Origin of the sequence: Jatrophihabitans sp., from assembly GCF_046262535.1 — a bacterium.
Classification (GTDB): Bacteria; Actinomycetota; Actinomycetes; order Mycobacteriales; family Jatrophihabitantaceae; genus Jatrophihabitans.
Genome location: NZ_JBHEMO010000053.1, coordinates 1 through 19383 on the forward strand (window position 1 = coordinate 1; position 19383 = coordinate 19383).

At 67.5% G+C, this 19383-nt stretch carries 18 protein-coding genes and 1 tRNA gene; 7 read left to right on the forward strand and 12 right to left on the reverse strand.

The features are described 5' to 3' along the window. A partial coding sequence (locus tag ABR571_RS08400) for an acyl-CoA desaturase (RefSeq protein ID WP_409452740.1) occupies nucleotides 1-944 on the forward strand: 944 nt, incomplete at its 5' end. A gap of 313 nt (nucleotides 945-1257) precedes the next feature. Here ABR571_RS08400 and ABR571_RS08405 read toward each other — a convergent pair. Beyond that, entirely contained in the window at nucleotides 1258-1392 is a 135-nt protein-coding gene (locus ABR571_RS08405) for a hypothetical protein (protein ID WP_409452741.1), read from the reverse strand. A 170-nt stretch (nucleotides 1393-1562) separates the two neighbouring features. On the opposite strand from ABR571_RS08405, the gene ABR571_RS08410 reads away from it, so the two are divergent. Beyond that, nucleotides 1563-2483, forward strand: a complete 921-nt coding sequence (locus tag ABR571_RS08410; RefSeq protein ID WP_409452742.1) for a proline iminopeptidase-family hydrolase — start codon at nucleotides 1563-1565, stop codon at nucleotides 2481-2483. A gap of 201 nt (nucleotides 2484-2684) precedes the next feature. Here ABR571_RS08410 and ABR571_RS08415 read toward each other — a convergent pair whose 3' ends face one another. The 5 genes from ABR571_RS08415 to ABR571_RS08435 all read right to left on the reverse strand — a co-directional run bounded on the left by ABR571_RS08415 (nucleotide 2685) and on the right by ABR571_RS08435 (nucleotide 9586). Further along, on the reverse strand, nucleotides 2685-4184 hold the full coding sequence (locus ABR571_RS08415) for a hypothetical protein (protein WP_409452743.1): 1500 nt from the start codon (nucleotides 4182-4184) through the stop codon (nucleotides 2685-2687). Between the two features lie 1156 nt (nucleotides 4185-5340). Continuing rightward, nucleotides 5341-6147: a hypothetical protein gene (locus ABR571_RS08420; protein WP_409452744.1), complete on the reverse strand. Its 807-nt coding sequence runs from the start codon at nucleotides 6145-6147 to the stop codon at nucleotides 5341-5343. Nucleotides 6148-6787: 640 nt separating this feature from the next. Continuing rightward, complete coding sequence (locus ABR571_RS08425) at nucleotides 6788-8236, reverse strand: hypothetical protein (RefSeq protein ID WP_409452745.1); 1449 nt, start codon at nucleotides 8234-8236, stop codon at nucleotides 6788-6790. Beyond that, the gene (locus ABR571_RS08430) at nucleotides 8233-8910 is read right to left on the reverse strand and encodes an ABC transporter ATP-binding protein (protein ID WP_409452746.1); all 678 of its coding nucleotides are present in this window, start codon (nucleotides 8908-8910) and stop codon (nucleotides 8233-8235) included. The genes ABR571_RS08425 and ABR571_RS08430 overlap by 4 nt, the downstream gene beginning before the upstream one ends. A gap of 406 nt (nucleotides 8911-9316) precedes the next feature. Further along, nucleotides 9317-9586, reverse strand: coding sequence for a hypothetical protein (locus ABR571_RS08435; RefSeq protein ID WP_409452747.1), 270 nt, complete (start codon nucleotides 9584-9586; stop codon nucleotides 9317-9319). Between the two features lie 85 nt (nucleotides 9587-9671). Between ABR571_RS08435 and ABR571_RS08440 the strand changes: the two genes are divergently transcribed. Next, a complete protein-coding gene (locus ABR571_RS08440; protein WP_409452748.1) occupies nucleotides 9672-9935 on the forward strand; it encodes a recombinase family protein in 264 nt (87 codons plus the stop codon). A 303-nt stretch (nucleotides 9936-10238) separates the two neighbouring features. Here the strand turns inward: ABR571_RS08440 and ABR571_RS08445 are convergent. After that, a tRNA-Gly gene (locus ABR571_RS08445) sits at nucleotides 10239-10312 on the reverse strand. Between the two features lie 31 nt (nucleotides 10313-10343). Beyond that, the gene (locus tag ABR571_RS08450) at nucleotides 10344-11360 is read right to left on the reverse strand and encodes a DUF4434 domain-containing protein (protein WP_409452757.1); all 1017 of its coding nucleotides are present in this window, start codon (nucleotides 11358-11360) and stop codon (nucleotides 10344-10346) included. Nucleotides 11361-11520: 160 nt separating this feature from the next. On the opposite strand from ABR571_RS08450, the gene ABR571_RS08455 reads away from it, so the two are divergent. Next, nucleotides 11521-12456 carry a haloalkane dehalogenase gene (locus ABR571_RS08455; protein WP_409452749.1) on the forward strand — a complete coding sequence of 312 codons (936 nt, stop codon included), beginning with the start codon at nucleotides 11521-11523 and terminating at the stop codon, nucleotides 12454-12456. Between the two features lie 9 nt (nucleotides 12457-12465). Next, a complete protein-coding gene (dcd, locus tag ABR571_RS08460; RefSeq protein WP_409452750.1) occupies nucleotides 12466-13044 on the forward strand; it encodes a dCTP deaminase in 579 nt (192 codons plus the stop codon). 22 nt (nucleotides 13045-13066) lie between these two features. On the opposite strand, the gene ABR571_RS08465 is transcribed toward dcd, so the two are convergent. From ABR571_RS08465 to ABR571_RS08475, 3 genes are read right to left on the reverse strand one after another with little or no spacing between them, the layout of a single operon-like run. Next, complete coding sequence (locus ABR571_RS08465) at nucleotides 13067-13801, reverse strand: maleylpyruvate isomerase family mycothiol-dependent enzyme (protein ID WP_409452751.1); 735 nt, start codon at nucleotides 13799-13801, stop codon at nucleotides 13067-13069. Nucleotides 13802-13808: 7 nt separating this feature from the next. Beyond that, the gene (locus ABR571_RS08470) at nucleotides 13809-14897 is read right to left on the reverse strand and encodes a branched-chain amino acid aminotransferase (RefSeq protein WP_409452752.1); all 1089 of its coding nucleotides are present in this window, start codon (nucleotides 14895-14897) and stop codon (nucleotides 13809-13811) included. 9 nt (nucleotides 14898-14906) lie between these two features. Continuing rightward, nucleotides 14907-15584, reverse strand: a complete 678-nt coding sequence (locus ABR571_RS08475) for a TetR/AcrR family transcriptional regulator (RefSeq protein WP_409452753.1) — start codon at nucleotides 15582-15584, stop codon at nucleotides 14907-14909. A gap of 77 nt (nucleotides 15585-15661) precedes the next feature. Here ABR571_RS08475 and ABR571_RS08480 point away from each other — a divergent pair, with 77 nt between their 5' ends. Beyond that, complete coding sequence (locus tag ABR571_RS08480) at nucleotides 15662-17233, forward strand: flavin-containing monooxygenase (protein WP_409452754.1); 1572 nt, start codon at nucleotides 15662-15664, stop codon at nucleotides 17231-17233. Next, nucleotides 17230-18147, forward strand: coding sequence for an SDR family NAD(P)-dependent oxidoreductase (locus ABR571_RS08485; RefSeq protein ID WP_409452755.1), 918 nt, complete (start codon nucleotides 17230-17232; stop codon nucleotides 18145-18147). Before ABR571_RS08480 ends, ABR571_RS08485 begins: the two co-directional genes overlap by 4 nt. 83 nt (nucleotides 18148-18230) lie before the next feature. On the opposite strand, the gene ABR571_RS08490 is transcribed toward ABR571_RS08485, so the two are convergent. Continuing rightward, nucleotides 18231-19280, reverse strand: a complete 1050-nt coding sequence (locus ABR571_RS08490; protein ID WP_409452756.1) for a MaoC family dehydratase — start codon at nucleotides 19278-19280, stop codon at nucleotides 18231-18233. Nucleotides 19281-19383 lie beyond the last annotated feature (103 nt).

Consider the following 19383-nt stretch of genomic DNA (forward strand, 5'->3'; position numbering starts at 1 on the left):
TTGTCGAATCGCCGCGGGTCGCCAGCCGAATGCCGAAGCCCGAACTCGGCGAGGACAAGGCTTGGTGGGAGCAGGCGGCCCTTTACGTCATCGTCCTCATTCCCTTTGTTGCCTTCGTCGCCGTCGTCCCCGTTGTATGGGGGCGGGGGATCCCGTGGACCGACGTGCTCCTCACCGCCGGCTGGTATTTCGGCACCCTCCTCGGAGTGACCGTTGGCTTCCACCGGTACTTCACTCACTCGGCGTTCAAAGCCAAACGTGGACTGCGGATCGCCTTGGCCATCGCCGGATCATTCGCCCTCGAGGGGCCACCGATCATGTGGGTCGCCGATCACCGTCGCCACCACGCCTTCAGCGACAAGGAAGGCGACCCGCACTCCCCGTGGCGCTTCGGCAACTCGCTCCCAGCTCTGTTCAAGGGAATCTGGTTCGCTCATGTCGGCTGGCTGTTCACGATGGAACAGACCAACCAGGAGAAGTACGCGCCGGACCTGTTGAAGGACCGCGACATCGTTGTCGTGGACAGCCTGTTTCCGGTGTGGATCGCCCTGACCCTGACGCTGCCCGGCGTCATGGGCGGCCTGATCACCATGTCGTGGAGCGGCGCGGTCTCAGCGTTCTTCTGGGCCGGACTGGTTCGCGTGTTCCTGCTCCATCACGTCACCTGGTCGATCAACTCGATCTGTCACGTCGTCGGAGATCGCCCGTTCGCGGCCCGGGACAAGAGCGCGAACTTCTGGCCGCTGGCGATTCTGAGCGGCGGCGAAAGCTGGCACAACATGCATCACGCCGACCCGACCGCGGCCCGTCACGGGGTGCTGCGGGCGCAGATCGACATCTCCGCTCGGGTGATCTGGCTCTTCGAGAAGCTCGGATGGGCATGGGACGTCCGCTGGCCGAGCCGGGAACGGATACAGAAGCTCCGCAAGTCGGCGGTTGCCTGAGCCAGCACTCGAAAGCACACGACTATCCGCGACCGGCGAGACTCAGCCGGCCGACTCATCCTCGGCATTGGCGACCGCTTGGTCTTCGCCCGTCGGATGGTCCGTCTGAGCCGGCTCCGGGTCAGCCCCGTCCTTCGCACCTTGCTCGTTTCGCTCCTGCTCCTCGCGCGTCACTAGCTGGCCCTGATCTCCCGCACGGTAGGAGATCGCGTTGCCGCTGCGCAAGCCACGCGGTTTGGAGTGTCACGACTGAGTCGCCCGTTCAGGCACCGCCCGCCGTCAAAGCCCGGCGCGAAGGCGGATTGTTCGGTGCTCAGCCCCATAGTCGCTTCATCTCCTCTGGGTCACCGAGCGCCTTGAGTTGCGCGACGTATTCGGCTTCGCTGCCGGCGATGATGAAGTTGTCCTCGGCCTGGTCGTCCTGCTCGTGCAGGTCCGATATGTCCATGCCTACCTCACCGTCCCCTGGGGGATGTTGCCGCTTGAAGTTACTGCGGCTGGCTATAGGTGAACCGCGGTGGTTTCACCGTTCTCGGGGGGGCGCTTGACAACGGGCGTTCTCGCCCGCGCCTTTCCGGGCCCGACCTCGTATGGTCGGCCCGTCCAGTGACCAGAGGCGTGGGCACGCGGGCCGGCACATTTGGGGAGGTCGAGGTGGCGGAGTCTGGGACGCGCGAGGGGCAGTTGACACATCGCGGTCATTCGGTGTGGTGGGGCGCCGTCGGCACGGGCACCCGCGGCAGCGTTCCACTCCTGACGGTGCACGGCGGGCCGGGTATCTGTCACGACTGTCTTGAACCATTGGCAGGTCTGGCGGCCGACCGTGAGGTCGTCTTCTATGACCAGTTCGGGTGCGGGCACTCTGACCGAGCCGAGGAACCGTCCGAATACACGATCGAGCTCTTCGTCGATGAACTCGCGGCCGTCCGCGCGACTCTCGGCCTGGACCGGGTCCATCTTTACGCCCACTCCTATGGCGGCCCCCTGGCGTTGGAATATCTCTTGTCCCAGCCCGAAGGGGTCCTGTCGCTGACGATCTCAAACTCGTTCGCGAGCGTGCCGGCGTTGGCCGCTGGCTGGCAGCAACGCCTCGACGAGCTACCGACCCATGCCGCCCAAGCCTTGCGGAAACCCAGCGCGGACCCGGACGAATATGGCGCGGCCCTCGGGGAGTTCCTCACCCGCTTCGTGCTGCCGTTCCCACCAGCGGAGCCGCTGATCCGTTCCCAGGCCAACAGCGGAGCCGAGGTGTATCAACGGATGCACGGCTCCTCGTGGTTCGTCCCGGACGGACAATGGTCGCGGTGGGACGCCACCGAACGACTAGCCGAACTCAACCTTCCGACCATGGTCATCGGAGGCCGGCGCGACCAATGCGTCCCCGCGTTAGCGGAGGCCATCGCAGCCGGTATACCGAACGCTGAACTCGTCATCCTCGACAGCGCCCACCTGCCCTTCTACGAAGTGCCCGACCAGTACCTGCCGCTGCTGGCCGGCTTCATGACAAGGGTGGAGACAAGTAGCCAGCACACGCCGTAGAACACCTGCGTCGCGACCTATGCGAGGAAGCCATGGTTGTCTCGTTCCGTGTGGATGCCCGGGACCTAACCGGAGAAGCCGCCGAAGAGATCGAACTGGTCGGCGTACCGGACGAGTGGGGCCGCCAGCGGGATCAACTCACCGAGGTTGTGCCGGTGGACGCCGTCGACGGAGGACGGTCGAAGAGACTCGGCGGGGCGCCTATTTGCGTTTAGTCGCGTAGATGCCTTGGCCGGTTGTTTGAGTGGCGATGTTGGTGTGGTTGCAGGGGGAGGTGTCGTTCTTGTCGGGGGTGCATCCGGTGACCGGGTTCGGCTTGTGGTTGGCATCGTTTTGATATTGGTCGTCGGAGTAAATGATCGAGGCCAGCCCGGTGACCGGAGATGCCTCGACGCCGAAGTCGTCGTAGAGATCGCGGTTTCCGGTGCACAACGCACCGCCTTCGCAGACTCCGCCCTGGTGCACGACCGGGTTCACAGTGGCGTAGGTCAGCGCCGGCGCGGCGGTCGCCGCTAGAAGACTTTGCGCCATCACGACCTTCCACGCGACGGTGGCGGGGGCGGTTTCGGGATTGCCCGCGTCCCCGACGGCCTGGTAGTACACCAGGTCGACCTTTCCGGCGTCGCCGGCGGCGAGCCACGGCATGACCGCCGTGTCGGTGCCTTGAGAGACTGTGATCGGTGCGCTGAACGTCTGCGCGTGGTCGGTCGAGTACTGGTAGGACACCGCACTGTTGTCTGAGTAGGCGACGTAGACCGTGCCCGCGGCATCGACCGCGACGTTGACGAACTGATTGTCGTACTTGGCGGTCACGTCCGGGTTCAGGCGCACCGGATAGTCGTGCCAGGTGAGACCGCCGTCGCTGGAGGCAGCTATCCCGACGTTGTGCAGCAACGCGTTCTGGTTGGCGTTGTCCTCGATGTTCTCGTACGCGAACACTGTGTATATCCGGGCCGGGTTGGCCGGGTCGAAGATCAGGTTGCCGGTCCGGCTTCCGCCCTGGGAGGCGTTGAGGCCGACGGTCGAGTTGTCGTAGGCGTCGGCGACCTGGGGGAACGTGCGCCCTGCATCGAGGCTGCACTGTACGTGCAGACCGGCTTGGGGCAGCAGCACTCCCGGCGCCGTGAGGTAGGAGATACACACCTTCGACGCGCCGGTCGCCGCGATCCACGGACGGTCGTCAATGGGCAGCGCTGTGGCGGGATTGAGCACCCAGCTCGTGCCGTTGTCGGTCGAGGTCGACACGTCGATGTTGGCAAGGCTGAGCGAGGCGACGTAGGCGTTGTAGTTTCCTGCGGCGTTGCGGGCCGTGGCCACAGCAACGTCGGTGTCCCCGCCGCCGGGCTCGAGACCGGCTTCTGCGCCGGTGGAGTCCGATCCGGCGGACACGTCATCCGGGGAGGGCGTGGACGCGTAGTGCAAGCCGTTGTCCGATGAAGTCCAGGCCAGCGTTCCCCCGCCCAACCCGTTCTCCGACGCGCCGTAGAAGCGGCCGGCAGGGCTGACTCCGATCGCCGGTTCAGCGGCGCCGTTGTAGCACAGCGGCGAGCCGGGACACACGGTTCCAGGCGGGTTGGGCGGCGTCGCGGCGACCGTGAAGTCGCTGAACGCGGCTCCTGTCAACGGTTTTGACGCAGCCGCAGCGCCGCCCAGGGCAACGACGGTGGCCAACACCCCTGCGACAGCGACGACCTTCTTCATATCAGCGGCCTTCCACTGCTGAGCCGGTCGCGGCGACAGTCGCAAGTCGCGTCCTGCCGATAAACGACCACCTCTCGGTAGCGTAATTTCACGCTCGCTGCCGTCAAATCGTGTCCGAAGATGGCCCTCCTCAGCCAGACAGTCACCCCACAACCGACGGTCGTAGTGCCGCAGCTTCGAGCTGTGGCGGTCAAGGTCTTGGGTCGGTGCGACATCGTCGCGGAAGTCGAAGGACGTGTCGATTCTCGAACTCGTCATTTCAGACCTGACCCGAACCTACGGCTTCGATCGGCTCCCGTTCGAGCGAACGGCGCGGAAGGTGGCGCGGCCAGAAGGCTGCTCGTTGGATCGCTCAACGGGACTAAATCCACTATTGAACAACGGTACAATAGATGGGTTGGCTTCGACGTGCCCGCCTCAGCCGCCAGCGGGTGAAGAAGCGCTGGTAGCCGGCAGACACTTCCCGCAGGCGACTGCACCCCAAGTTCAAACGGGGTAAGCACGTACGCCCAGCACCGAAGCACTGAGCCCCGATCACATCCGTGGTCGGGGCATTTTGACGTCCCGTGAAAGGGGATTCGCATGTCCGACTTCTTTACTGACGCGCGTCGAGCACTGCACGAGCTGCTCGACGCGACCCGCGGCCGGCGGACCGAGCCGGCGACTGAGCGATCGGTGGCGGTCGCGCTGGCACTAGCAGCCTTCGCTTTCGCGTGCGCAGCCGTGCCGAACGGCCTCGGTAGCGACACTGGATCGGCCGAGGTCAGGCGAGCCGGACACTCTCCTGCCGTTCATTGCAGTGGCGGAAGAAGAGAGGACCGAGGCAGTCCTCGCCGGCAAGGGGACCCGGCACCAGCGGTCGGCCGTGCGGGCGGCGTTCAAGGCTGTCCGGTGCGGTCTGTGTGACCACGACGACGGAAGTAACTGTGGTGGTGACCGTCGACCCACTGGCGCGAGGTGCAGCTCGGCCAGTGTTCGATGCGGATCCGCAGCCAACCAGGAGGGAGCTCGAAAATACCGTGAGCAGTACCAGCGGGCCTGCGGCCAAACGGCCGTGAAGGTCACGTCTGCCTGCTGCCGCTCCCACGGTGCTCAGCGCTGGCTGGTCTTGGACCATGCCCTGGTCCTCCGAGACCCGTGGGGCCCACGCCCATGATCACGCACTTCGAACTCGTAACGGCGGACACCTTAGATCTCCTGCGTCTGGTGACCCGACGATCTTCGCCGTTATCCGCAGCATGGTGATGCGGTCGCCGGGATAGACGTTGAGCGAGTACGTCCCGTAGCGGCCGACGTCATCCGGCTCGAACCGCTTCACCTTGCGGGCCAGCACTTCCGCGACGTTTGCCGGGCCATCGCCCGACACATCCCACGAGACAGCCGGGCTGGGCGTCGTAGGTGATAGATGGAAGGTGGCTTTGCCCTCCCCGCTGATATCAATCCATATCGCGTGCGCCGTGGGGTTCGAAATCGTGATTTGGGGCCAGTACACAATCGCGCCTGAGGACTGCTCCCTGACGTGCTTGAGGACGTAGCTGCCAGAGACACCCCTGAAGGTGGCACACGTCGGCGGCTTGCCCGTCGGAGGATTGCGCCAGAACCCCGAAGAAACCCCCGCCCTCGCTCCGGTCGCCCGAACGAACGACTCGGCTGCCGACACCGAGCCGCTGAGGTCTCGGTCCCAAGGGCTATCCGGGTACATCTGAAGTTCGTCGACAAGCTTCCCGATCTCGGCTGACCACCCGGCCAACTCCGGAGCTCCCCCGCAAGTAGCCGCGCCAACCTTCGATACCGCTTGCGCGAGGCTGAGGTTCAGGCCAGTGAGAGCGAAGTCGATCGCCCGAGATGAGCTGGCATCGCGGATCATGATCTGGTTCCACTCGGAGACCGTTGTCTCGGCGAATGCCTTGAGGTCGACCGCGCACGAAACCGGCGCAACTGAAACGCGCGGCGCAGCTGACACGACCCTGTTTGGGGTGTCCGAAGCGCTATTCGAAGGACCCTCGGACGGGGACGAACATGCCGCGGCTGCCACAGCCACGACGAAGAACCCGCTCGCACTGCGCCGCGACCGCTTGAACGATCCACCGACGCTCAGCGGACCGAGGCCCCCACCTACACCACGGTTGCTGATACCCAGCCGTAGGGGGCCAACCTTGCCACCGACGCCGACCTTCATTCGTTCGATCTACGACGACCGCGCGTCCAAGCAAGTCGCCCGTGAAGTGGCAAAGCTCCACCTCCGGCCTCGGTCGAAGGAGATCCGCGACGCGCTACCCGCCGTGCGAGACCTAGACGGCCGGTACCGCTCATTCGTTGCCAACTTTCTCGCGGTGAAAGAGGTTCTCGACCGAACCGCGCGCCAGCCCTTGTCTGTCAAAGAGGTCGATCACTTCCTCCTTTATCGTCACGCCGCTTCGCGATCGTGAGATTGGTTTGCTCGCGATGCCGTGTTCCGCTGAACCCAGGTCCCAGACAAGCAAGCCCGTCCTGCGCCTGGTCCGCACTGCGCGCGCCGTGCGCTCCCACATACGAGGGTCTATCTGGCTGCCCTAGTTCGTCGCTTTGCGAGCCGGCTGCAGATCTTTCAAGTTCCGCCGTGCTCACCGGATGGTCGCGAAGGCGGCGAGCAGGGTGGCGCCGTCGGCAGACCGTCTGCGGGTGCCGCGGAAGGCCCAGGCGGCGTAGCCGAGGACGCCGAGCGTGCCGATGATCGCGCCGAGCACACCGAAGTGCCACACCGCGGACAGCAACAAGCTGCCCAGCAGGCACCGACCACCGAAGCCGAGCACCGCCGGCAACGTCGCCGGGCGGGCGCGTAGCGAGTCGACGTCCGAGGCCGAGGCGGTGCTGGTGGACGTGCGCATGCCCGCGACGGCGACCAGCAGAAGCACGCACGCCGCGTAGCCGAGATCGGACGGCGACGCCCGCAACGGCCCGGCAACGATCGCGGCCGCGGTGGCCACCCCGAGCGACATCGCCAGCGCGGCGGTGAGCACGACCGTCCGGACCACGACGACTGTGCCTCTGCCCACTGGCGCTGTGAGCAACACCGTCACGCCACCGCCCTCGAAGGCCCACGTGTTCGCTGCGATGGTCGCGCCAGCGGATATGACGGCAACGGTGACCAGCGAGCGGTAGCTCAGCGGCTGAGTAAGCAGGACGGTCATGAATGGCACTGCCACGACGGCGAGCAGAGTGGCACGCCAGGCACGGCTCCGCACGACCCCGCGCCAGGCGGCGCCGGCAAGCGCGCCGGTGGGCGTAGGGCGGAAGCCCGCGCGGTGGGGTGCGGAGCTCGGCCCAGCCAAGCGGGCAATCGTCGCGCGGCGGACCACCGCCGGGCCTAGCACAAGCAGCACAACGATGGGACTTACGAGCAGGGCGTACCAGCCGGCCGCGACCGTCCACTGTCCGTGCTGCGCGGCGCGGGCTCCGGAAAGCAGCCAGCGGGTCGGCGGGATCGTGCCGAGATGACGTTCCTCTGCGGGTCGCGACCGGCGGGCTACTGTTACCGCCGCGAGAACCGCCACTGCCGCCGCTGTGACCGCGAGGCTTTGACCGCGGCGCGCGCGCAGCCCGGCGACGCTGAACCAGCCCGCCAGCTGGCCGAGGGCGGAGGCACCGGCGACGAACGCGAAGCTGCCGAGCAGTCCGCTGAGGCCGTAGTCCGCCGCGCTGCCGGCGAGGAGGACGGGAACGGGAAGCAGGTACTGGACGTCGGTGAGCGCGGAGAACCATGACGAGGCCAGCAGCATCGCCGGGCCGGTCGGGTACGGCGCGATCGAGGATGTCGCGTCCAGGCTGCCGCCGCCAGCGCCCACGGCCGGCAGCAGCGCCCACAGCAGCCAGATCGGGGTGAAGATCGCACCGAGCGGCACGTCGCCGTGATGAGCGTAGGCCGCTAACCCGCCGGCGACCAACAGCCCGCATACCACGACATAGCCGGCGATCAGGAACCGGCCGACCAGCCGGCGCCTGCCGAAGTGGACAAGATCCCGCGACTGCAACCACAGGGCCGCCCCGATCTCGCGGCGCACCGAACGCCTCACCGGCCGTGGTCCTCGCGGGACACACCGAGCACCTCGCGGTAGATGCGGCCGAGATCGGAAAGCTGAGCACCGGAAACCTCGGCACGCAAGCGGCCAGCGTCCATCAAATGGACCGTGTCACACAGCGACTCCGCGACGCCGAGCAGGTGCGTCGTCACCAGGACACACGTCCCAGCCGCCGCCCGGTCGGCGAACAGCTCGGTGAGCGTGTCGATGCCGGTCGCGTCGACACCGTCGAACGGTTCATCGGCAAGCAGCAAAGCAATGGGCGGGAGCAGAGCTATCGCGGCGGACAGCTTGCGGCTCATGCCGTGCGAGTAGGTGCCCGCCCGCTCGTCGGCTGCCGGCGCCAGGGCGAGAACTTCGAGCAACTCCTCCGCCCGCCGATCCCAGTCCCGCAGCTGGTACAGGCGAGCTGCGAGCTCAAGATGCTCGCGGCCGGTCAAGCGTGGGAAGAGCCCGCCGACGTCCGGGATGAACCCGGTGATCGCCTTCGCCGCGACATGATTCACCCCGAGAGGCAAACCGCCGAAGCTCGCTGTTCCCGACGTTGCGGTCAACGCACCCGCGAGCAGCTTCATCGTCGTCGACTTGCCGCACCCGTTCGGGCCCAACAAGCCGGTCACGGTCCCGCGTGCCGCACCGAAGGCCAGCCCGTCAACCACCAGGCGCACGCCGAACCGCCGCGTCAGCCCAACGACCTCAAGCCCCCGATGGACATCCATAACGTCATACGGTCGCACGGCGCGCTGCCGCGCGTCCTTCGACCCACCCACTATGGACAAGGCACGGATCTGCCCGCGCGGAGTCACGAAGGAGAGACCTCAGACTTAGCTGCCGTTCCGCAAATGAGGGTTATCTAGGAGGACCGGGACCGGCCACCGACGGGATGGTGACGGCCGACATCTCGGTGCTCGTCAGCTCCCGCATGAGTTCCACATTCAACGTCCCGCAACCGCTTCGAGTTGTGAGACTTCGCCGTGCCCGAACCGGGCCGTCCTTGATCGCCAACATGACGAGCCACCCGCTTGGTCAGCCAGCCGCGAAGTTCCTGTCATGCCGGCGCGAGGCGGGGCGCCCTCACTGAGGCCCGCTCGCCTCGCCATCATCAGCAGCGGCCGGTCCGTTCACGACTTCGGCGATCTGGCGAAGTTGGTCGGCGTAGCTGTTGGCCCGGCGGTGGGCGTTCTGGAACCACTTCGGGACCGGCTCGGCAAGGATCTGCCGAACAATCTCGATCTTCTCGGCATCGGTCCTCTCAGCCATACCGCGACGATGCGGCACAGCATCGGCTTTCAGGCGCTGCCACGCCGCGGCCATCGCTTCGCAGACCGTGGCGTCTGCGGCCATTGCCTTCGCATCAGCCCGTCTTCGGCCGACCTTGGCCGGACTTCACCATGCCCGAACTGCCGGGCCTCACCAGAAGGAGATCACCATGTCCCAACTCATCGGTTACGCCCGCGTCTCCACGCCCGACCAGTGCCTCGACCGCCAGCTCGAAGAACTTTGCTCCCACGGCTGCGAGCGCGTCTTCGCCGAGACCGCATCGGGCAAGCGCGGCGCCCAACGGTGCCATGTCGAGCCTTGCGCTCGCTCTCAAGGCGATCAGCCTGCCGCTGCGCGGGGGAACGCCATGCGCCTGACTCAAGAAGTTTCCGCTCGGCGACCAGCCACGCTTCTGCGTCCAGCTTCGTCGTGAACGTCGTCGGTGCGCCGACCCGACTGGCATCGGGCGCCGGATACGTGGCCTGCCATCGCCCCGAGGGCAGCCGCCGAATATTCCCAAAACTGCGACGACCAGCTTTACCCGCCACCGCTCAGAGCCCCGTCCAGGACCTCGCCGGCGAGCCACTTCGCCGTGCAATCTCCGTGCGATACGAGAGTACCTTCCTGCCGCTCCCGTCACCCTGTGACACGACGCACGGCAGCGACCGACTAGTCATCAGCGAGGACGGAAATCGCCGTACAAGGGGATCCGCGGATTTGAAGAGTCTCGATCTGCTGGAGCGGGTGACGGGAATCGAACCCGCACTGTCAGCTTGGGAAGCTGATGTTCTGCCATTGAACTACACCCGCGGACGGCAGCGACGATACCGGAACCGGCAGGTCACGTCGTTGCGAGGACGGCCGTGCGGAAGTCGCGGTACGCCTCGTAGAACGTGAATGTACCGAGGTCCGCCGGTCCCATCTGCGAGGTGAACGAGAAGCCCGACCGCGCGACCACCAGCCCGCACGTGGCGGCCAGGTCATTTTGCAGAGCGGGGGGGTTCATCGGTGCGCCGTCCGGTCCGTACATGTCCGCGTCCTGCCAGAGAGCGGTCGGGGTCTTGGCCAGTGCGTCATGTAGTGCGCGGAACCAGTTGGTGATGTCGGACGGGGCGATGTACCCGGATCCGCCCCCGTCCTGGACGTCGAGCACGTCGAGGCTGCCCATGACGGAACGAACGCTCGCCGCGAAGGCCGTCGTCGACTGGTGCAAACCCGAATAGGTCGGCGCGGCCATCACCGGCGCGCGGCCGGCATGCGTGTGCAGATACCCCGACAGCGTGGTGAAGAACCGTTGTATCGATCGCGCGGTCGTTGGATTCGCAAGCAGCGAGTCATCGACCTCGTTGGAGATGTACCAGCCGGCAAACCGGTTCGGATACGCCGCGCTGAGTTGGTCGGCGATCCGTTCGTCGACCACGAGTTGGTTCGTCAGCCAGGCATCGTCACCAGCGTGGGCCTGCCACGAATAGACGTTGCCCAGGCCGAGCCACACCTTCGCTCCGTGCGCCCCCGCAGCATTCAGGAGGGGGCCCACGATATCCATCGCAGTGGGGTAGGCGGTGCCCGGCGTCGGGTAGTAGCTCTGCCGGGCGTCCATGTCGACGGTCCACTGAAGGATCACCGTGTTGATGCCGATCGCGGTCATGTCGGCGAGCTCTTCGTCGAAACGGGCGGGCGACCACTGGAACACCGCATAGCTCGGCTGCAGGAACGTCGCGAAGAGCAACGGCCGGCAGGCCGCCGGCCTCGCCGATTCAGGGCGCGCAGCGGCTGCGTCGGCGTTCGAGACCGTGACTGGAGCCAGCAGGATCAGCGTCAGCAGGGGGGCGACCCGTACCGTCCATTTAGAGTGCATCACGTCACGCTCCGTCTCGGCGGACGGATGCTGCGTCAGGCGCCCTCAACGCCACAGTAGCCCTTACGGACAAGCTTGCGCGCCGCGCGCAATAGGGATCACCAGGACGCGGCTCCGGACAATTTCGGCATGGGCGGACCAGCCGCGATACCTTGCGCGCATGCAGACCTTGCGCACGCCGGCCGAGCGATTCGCCGACCTACCCGACTTCCCGTACGAGCCGCATCACGCCGACATACCGGATCCGGACGGAGGCTCGTTGCGGATGGCGTGGGTGGAGCATGGCCCGGCCGACGGCGAGCCGGTTCTGCTCCTGCACGGCGAGCCGTCCTGGTCGTTCCTCTACCGGTCGATGATTCCGGTGCTGGCCGACGCCGGCCTCCGTGCCATCGCTCCCGATCTCGTCGGCTTCGGTCGTTCGGACAAGCCGGCGCGCATGGAGGACCACACCTACGCCCGACACGTCGAGTGGGTCCGCGCGCTCGTGGAGAACGTCCTGGACCTGCAGGGCATCACGTTGGTCGGCCAGGACTGGGGCGGCCTGATCGGACTACGGCTGGCCGCCGAGCACCCCGAGCGGATGGCCCGAATCGTCGCCGCCAACACCGGCCTGCCCACCGGCGACCAACCGATGCCCGACATCTGGCACCAGTTCCGGATGGCAGTTCAATCGGCGCCCACGCTCGACATCGGCCGGTTCGTCGCGGCCGGCTGCAAGCGCGGGCTGAACGATGCGGCGCGCGCCGGCTACGACGCGCCCTTCCCGGACGAGACCTACAAGGCCGGTCCGCGGGCCATGCCCGGTCTCGTGCCGTACCAGCCCGACAACCCGGCGAGTGGCGCCAACCGGGCGGCGTGGCACCGGCTGGCCGGATCGACGACGCCGATGCTGCTCGCGTTCTCCGACGGGGATCCCATCACCGGCGGGATGGCGCCCATTCTCGAGCGCACCATGGCTGGAGCGGCCGGCCGCACCCACCCGACAATCGAGAACGCCGGGCACTTCCTGCAGGAAGACGCGGGGCCCGAACTCGCTGCCGCCATCGTCGACTTCGTCCACGCCACTCCCCGCGGAAACGCCGAGGGCAGCCGATAGCCTCACCGCATGCTGTTGAGCGACCGCGACATCCGCGCCGAGATCGACGGCGGGCGGCTGTCCGTTGAACCGTGGGAGCCGGGACTCGTCCAACCGTCCAGCGTCGACGTTCGCCTCGACCGCTTCTTTCGCGTCTTCAACAACTCCCGCTACACGCACATCGACCCAGCGCTGCAGCAGGACGAGCTCACCACGCTGGTCGAGCCGGACGGCGAGGAACCGTTCGTGCTGCACCCGGGCGAGTTCGTCCTCGGCTCGACGTTGGAGGTCGTGACCCTGCCCGATGATCTGGCCGGGCGCTTGGAGGGGAAATCAAGCCTCGGCCGGCTGGGACTGCTCACCCACTCGACAGCTGGCTTCATCGATCCCGGCTTCACCGGACACATCACCCTCGAGCTCTCGAACGTCGCGAACCTGCCGATCATGCTGTGGCCCGGCATGAAGATCGGCCAGTTGTGCCTGTTCCGCCTGTCCAGCGCGGCCGAGCACCCCTACGGCTCTGCTGTCTACGGATCGCGCTATCAGGGCCAGCGCGGCCCGACACCGAGCCGGTCGTATCTGAACTTCCGCCGCTGGCCGACCCGATAGACGCTGGCCGCCGCGGTAACGGTCAGGACCAGCGGACGTGGACCGTCGCCGCCCAGGACGCAGCGACGGCCTCGTCTCCGTCCACGATTGCTTGTGCCGGTCGGTTCCACAGCCAGAGGTAGAGGTCGGACGACCGGCCGCCAACAGTGACGTCGGTGTCGAGCAGCCGCTCCGTCGGGTGCGCCTCGACGCGCTCACCGCCCAGCGTGATCAGCCAGGCCGCCCCGTCGACCGGGTCGAGTCCGATCGTGCCCGGAGTGGCGTCGAAGTTCGACCGGCGCCGAGCGAAACCCTCGAGCATCTCGGCGATCCCATCCTGCGCGAAGTCCTCGGGGAACGGCTCGACAGCGCCGGCGGCGGCCTGGGCATCGGCCCGGTGGATCGCCGTCTCGTGGGCCTGGCGCCGGGCCCAGAAGTGCAGCGGCGACGCGGCGGGCAGGAAAGTGAAGCACTCGAGGTCGGCCGGCGCCGCGCGCAGCGTGTCCACCAGCCCCTGATGTCCCTCGCGGAACCAGTCGAGCAGGTCGGGGTCCGCCGGTCCGCTGCCGACGGCCCGGCCCGCGTCGGTGTCCGGGCGGTCGGACCGCGTCGCGACGATGTCGGCCGCCCAGCGGTGGATCCCGCCGACATGCGTCACCAGGGCTCGCACGTCCCACTCGGTTCCGGGGACGGGCGCGTCCAGGCCGGCGGCTTGCGCTGCCGCCGCGAGGGCAGCCCCGTCCGAAGCGACGCGATCAACGAGCGAGGTGACGTCCACGGCGGGCTCAGCCGAGTTGGTGCATCCAGCCGTGGGTGTCGGGCGCGTGACCGGTCTGCACGGCGACCAACCGTTCGCGCAGCTGCATGCTGATCGGGCCGGGACCGCCGTCGCCGATCGTCCAGCCGCCGTGGTCGCCGTCGACTGATCCAACGGGCGTGATCACGGCGGCGGTGCCACAGGCGAACACCTCGGTGATGGCGCCGGACTCGACGCCCTCGCGCCACTCGTCGGTCGAGATCTTGCCCTCTTCGGTCGTGTAGCCGAGCTCGTCGGCCAGCGTCAGCAGCGAGTCGCGGGTGATGCCGGGCAGCAGCGTCCCGGTCAACGCCGGAGTGACGATGCGCGCCGACGGGCCGGACCCGTAGACGAAGTACAGGTTCATGCCGCCCATCTCCTCGACCCAGCGGTGCTCGGCGGCGTCGAGCCACACGACCTGGTCGCAGCCCTTCGCTGTCGCCTGGGCTTGGGCGAGGAACGCGGCGGCGTAGTTGCCGGCGCACTTGGCGTCGCCGGTGCCACCGGGCGCGGCCCGCGTGTACTCGGTCGAGAGCCAGACGCGCACCGGCTTCACGCCGCTCGGGAAGTACGGGCCGGCCGGCGAGGCGATCAGCAGGTACATGTAGGAGCTGGACGGGCTGTTCACGCCGAGGCCGACCTCGGTCGCGATCATGAACGGCCGGAAATACAGCGAATCGGTCGGGCTCGTCGGGACCCAGTCCTTGTCGACGTCGGTCAGCGCCTGCAGCGACTCGACGAACAGCTCCTCGGGCAGTTGGGCCATCGCCAGGCGCCGCGCCGACCGGGCGAAGCGCGCGGCGTTGGCGTCCGGCCGGAACGCGGCGATGGTTCCGTCCGGTTGGCGGTAGGCCTTGAGACCCTCAAAGATCTCCTGGCCGTAATGCAGTGCGGATGTCGCCGGGTCGAGGCTCAGCGGTCCGTAGGGGATCACCCGGCCGTCGCCCCACTCGCCGTCGGCGAAGTCGATGCGCACCATGTGATCGGTGAAGTGCTTACCGAAGCCGGGGGTTGCGAGGATCGCCGCGCGCTCGTCGGCGCTCTTGGGCCTGGGATTGCGCTCGACCGAGAAGACCATGGCTGGATTCTAGGACGCCCGACCAACTCCGGACCGGTCCTCTTTCGCGGCGATGGCCTTCTCGGCGGTGAGGATCGCGATGAGGGTGCCGACCTCCTCGTCGGAGGCGGACAGCGCGAGCGCCGGCAGGGACTTCGTCAGCATGTCGAGCAACTGGCCGCGTTCGACGGTCCGGGTGTCGATCCAGCGGATCACGCACTCCTCGACGTAGGCGACCCAACCGTGAATGGCCAGCGTCGCCCGCGGCGTGACCTCCAGGCCCTGGGTCGCGAGGACGTCGAGCACCCTCTGGGCCATCGTGGTCCGGGTGGCGTCGAAGATGGCGCGCATCTCCGCGTCGCCACTGACCGCACCGCGCACCAGGGAACGGTAGTTGTCGGGGTTCTCTTCGACGTAGTCGATGAAGGAGGTCAGCGCTCCGCGCAGCGCGTCCACCGGTGCCAGCGAGGTGTCCGGGCCGGTGCGGCGCAGCATCTCGGCCGCGGCGGCCTTGGCGACCTCGACGTGGAACTCCTGCTTGGAGGAGAAGTAGTGGAAGAGCAGGCCGCGCGAGATCCCGGCCGCGTTGGCGATGAGTTCGACCGACAGCTCGTCCAGGCGGCGGGTGGCGAGCATCTCGACCCCGAGCTCGATGAGCTGCTGGCGCCGTGCCTCGGGGGTGAGGCGGACCCGCTTGGCCGCTGTCATAGGTATCACTGTAGCCCGCTATTGAACGTCAGCCAATCCTATTGACTTGTATTCAATGGCTGTTTACCGTGAACAGCATGACGCAGGCAACCACTCCTCGCCGCCGCTCCGGCCGCGCCCGCACAATCGGTGACACCCCGCGCCGCCACCTCGGCGTGATCATCGTCGGCAGCGGCTTCGCCGGCCTGGGCGCGGCAATCCGCCTCAGCAAGGACGGCCGCGACGACTACCTCGTCATCGAACGCGGGAGCGAGGTCGGCGGCACCTGGCGGGACAACACCTATCCCGGCGCCGCGTGCGACGTCCCGTCCCACCTCTACTCGTACTCCTTCGAACTCAACCCGAAATGGTCACGCTCGTTCTCGCCGCAGTCGGAGATCCAGGACTATCTCCGCTCGGTGGCCGCGAAGTACAACGTCGGGGACAAGCACCTCTTCGAGACCGAGGTGACGCTCGCGCAGTGGGACACCGACGAGCAGCGCTGGCTGGTCGACACCACGAGCGGCAACTTCAGTGCCGACGTGCTGGTCGGCGCGGTCGGTGCCCTGTGCGAGCCGGCCCTGCCCGACATCAAGGGCATCGGGAACTTCCAGGGTGAACTGTTCCACTCCGCTCGCTGGAACCACGACGCCGACCTCAAGGGCAAGCGGGTCGCGATCATCGGCACGGGCGCCTCGGCCATCCAGATCGGCCCGGCCATCGCCGACGAGGTCGGCCACCTCGACGTCTACCAGCGCACGGCGCCATGGGTGATGCCGCGCCACGACCGCTCGTACTCGAAGGTCGAGAGTTTGGCCTACCGGCACGTCCCCTTCCTGCAGCGGGCCGCGCGTGAAGCGATCTACTGGGGACGTGAGGCGTTCGTCCTCGGCTTCGCCTACGAGCCGAAGATCCTGCAGGTCGCGCAGCGGATGGCCGCGAAGAACATCGCCAAGGGCATCGCCGACCCGGAACTGCGGGCCAAGGTCACGCCTGACTGGCAGATCGGCTGCAAGCGGATCCTGATCTCCAACACCTGGTACCCGATGCTGGCGCAGGAGAACGTCGATCTGGTGACCGACGGCATCGTCGAGGTCCGCGAGAATGCGATCGTCACGGCCGACGGAACGGTGCGCGAGGTCGATGCCATCGTCGTCGCCACCGGCTTCCACGTCACCGACTCGCCCACCTACCAACGCATCATCGGCAAGGACGGACGTTCGCTCGCGTCGGTGTGGGACGAGTACGGCCAGCAGGCCTACAAGGGCGCGGCCGTCGCCGGCTTCCCGAACCTGCTGTTCGTCGTCGGCCCGAACACCGGCCTCGGGCACAGCTCGATGGTCTACATGATCGAGTCGCACCTCAACTACCTCTCGAGCGCGCTGCAGGCGATGGACAAGCACGACCTCAAGACGTTCGAGGTCCGCCACGACGTCCAGCGCAAGTACAACGAGAACATCCAGAAACACATGGGCCGCACGATCTGGAAGACCGGCGGATGCGCCAGCTGGTATCTCGACAAGCACGGCAACAACACCACGCTGTGGCCGAGCTTCACCTTCGCGTTCCGCCGCATCACCCGGCACTTCGATGTGCAGGCGTACGACACCACCCGAGCCGCCGGCAGCGTGCGCTCACTCGCAACGACCCAGGAAGAGGTCTCGGCATGACCGACGTCAGAGGCAAGGTCGCCGTCATCACCGGCGCGGGTTCCGGTATCGGCCGCGCACTGGCCTGTGAACTGGCCCGGCGCGGTGCCACGCTGGCCATCAGCGACGTCGACACCACGGGGCTGGCTGAGACGGCCAAGCAGATCCGCGTCATCGGTGCGCCGGTGCATGAGGCCCGCCTCGACGTCACCGATCGGGCCGCGGTGCTGAGTTACGCCGACGACGTCGTCACCGAGCTCGGCGGAGTGAACATCGTGATCAACAACGCCGGCATCGCCTTTACCGGCGACATCGAGAAGATGACCTTCGCGCAGATCGAACGGGTCATGGACGTCGACTTCTGGGGCGTCGTCAACGGCACCAAGGCATTCCTGCCGCACGTCATCGCCTCCGGCGACGGGCACATCGTCAACATCTCAAGCCTGTTCGGCATCCTCTCGATGCCGGGGCAGAGCGCGTACAACGCGGCCAAGTTCGCCGTTCGCGGATTCACCGAGGCGCTGCGCGAAGAGATGCTGATCAACGGCCATCCGGTGCGCGTGACCTGCGTGCACCCGGGCGGGATCAAGACCGCGATCGCGCGCAACGCCGGCGCGGTCGACGGCGAGGACGCGGCCACGCTGGCCGCCTTCTTCGACGAGAAGCTGGCCAAGACCTCACCCGAGGCGGCGGCCACCTCGATCCTGCGCGCAGTTGCCGGCAACCGTCCTCGCGCGGTCGTCGGGTTGGACGCGAAGATCCTCGACCTGCTGGTCCGGCTGACCGGTCCGGGCTACCAGCGGGTCGTGGCGCTCCTCGCCGCGCGAGCGATGCCGAGGGGCACCGGCCGCCGGGCCGCCACGACGCCCGCCGCCGAGGTGAACGGCGCCCGCGTCAACGGCACCCGCACGAACGGCAGCAAGGCCAGCGCCTAGCGCGCGCTTGGCTCCGTCGCGCGCGGTTTTTCCCGTGATCAACAGACGAGTTCGGTCGATTATCGACCGAACTCGTCTCTTGATCAGCTGGGCTGATCCGGGCCGGGCTTCTTCGCGGCCGACTTCTTGGCTGCAGCCTTCTTCGCCGGTGCCTTCTTGGCCGGTGCCTTCGCGGGCGCAGCCTTCGCCGGCGCCGCCTGCTTGGCCGGGACCGGTCTCTTCGCCGGTGCGGCCTTCTTGGCCGGTGCCTTCGCAGCCGGCGTCTTCGCCGCAGTTGCCGCTGCCTTCGCCGGCAGAATCACCGTGCCGGCCAGGTGCGGCTTGCCCGAGCGCGCATCGCGAACGTCCAACGTCCACTCGTCACCGCTCTGCTCACCACTGATCGCCACTGACGACGGCAGCAACACCGGCAGCTTGAACGCGACCTCGACGGTGTAGGCGTCCGGCAGGCGCCCCTCGAGCGTGGCGAGCGTCCGTGCCTTCAGCCACATGCCGTGCGCGATCGCCGACGGGAAGCCGAACGCCTTCGCGCTGAGCTTGTGCAGGTGAATCGGGTTGCGGTCGCCGGACACCGCCCCGTAGCGGCGGCCGATGTCGTCGGGCACGCGAACCTGCGCGATCGTGCCGGTCTGGGGCGGCAGCGCGGCCCGCCCGTCGGAGGACTTCTTCGCCTCCGACTTGCCCCGGCGCAGGTAGGTGCTGCGGCCCGACCACACGACCTCGCCGTCGACGGTCGCCTCGGCCAGCAGGTCGAACTGGCGCCCGGCCGGATGCGGACGCAGGTCGGCGGCGCGCACGCGGAAGGACACCTGCTCGTCGGCCCGCACCGCGCGCGACAGCGTGATCGAGTTCGCGACGTGCACCATGCCGACGAGCGGGAACGGGAAGGCCCGCTCGGTCATCAGCGCGACGGACAGCGGGAAGGCCAGCACGTGCAGGTAGGTCGGCGGCAACACGTCGGTCACCGGGTAGTCGCACACCCGCTGGAACGCGGCGAGATGCGCGCGGTCGATGCGCTGATCCTTCAGCGTGTAGACCGAGTCGGGCAGCGCGTCGCCCCGGTGCAGCGGTGCGGTCGCCGCCGCCTTCGCGTAGAGCGGCAGCAGCGACGGCGGGGTGGAGAGGTCGGGCATGTCAGGCGCCCACCAGGTTCTGCCCGCAGACCCGCAGGACCTGGCCGTTCACTCCACCCGCTCCGGGCGACGACAGCCACGCGGCCGCCTCGGCCACATCGAT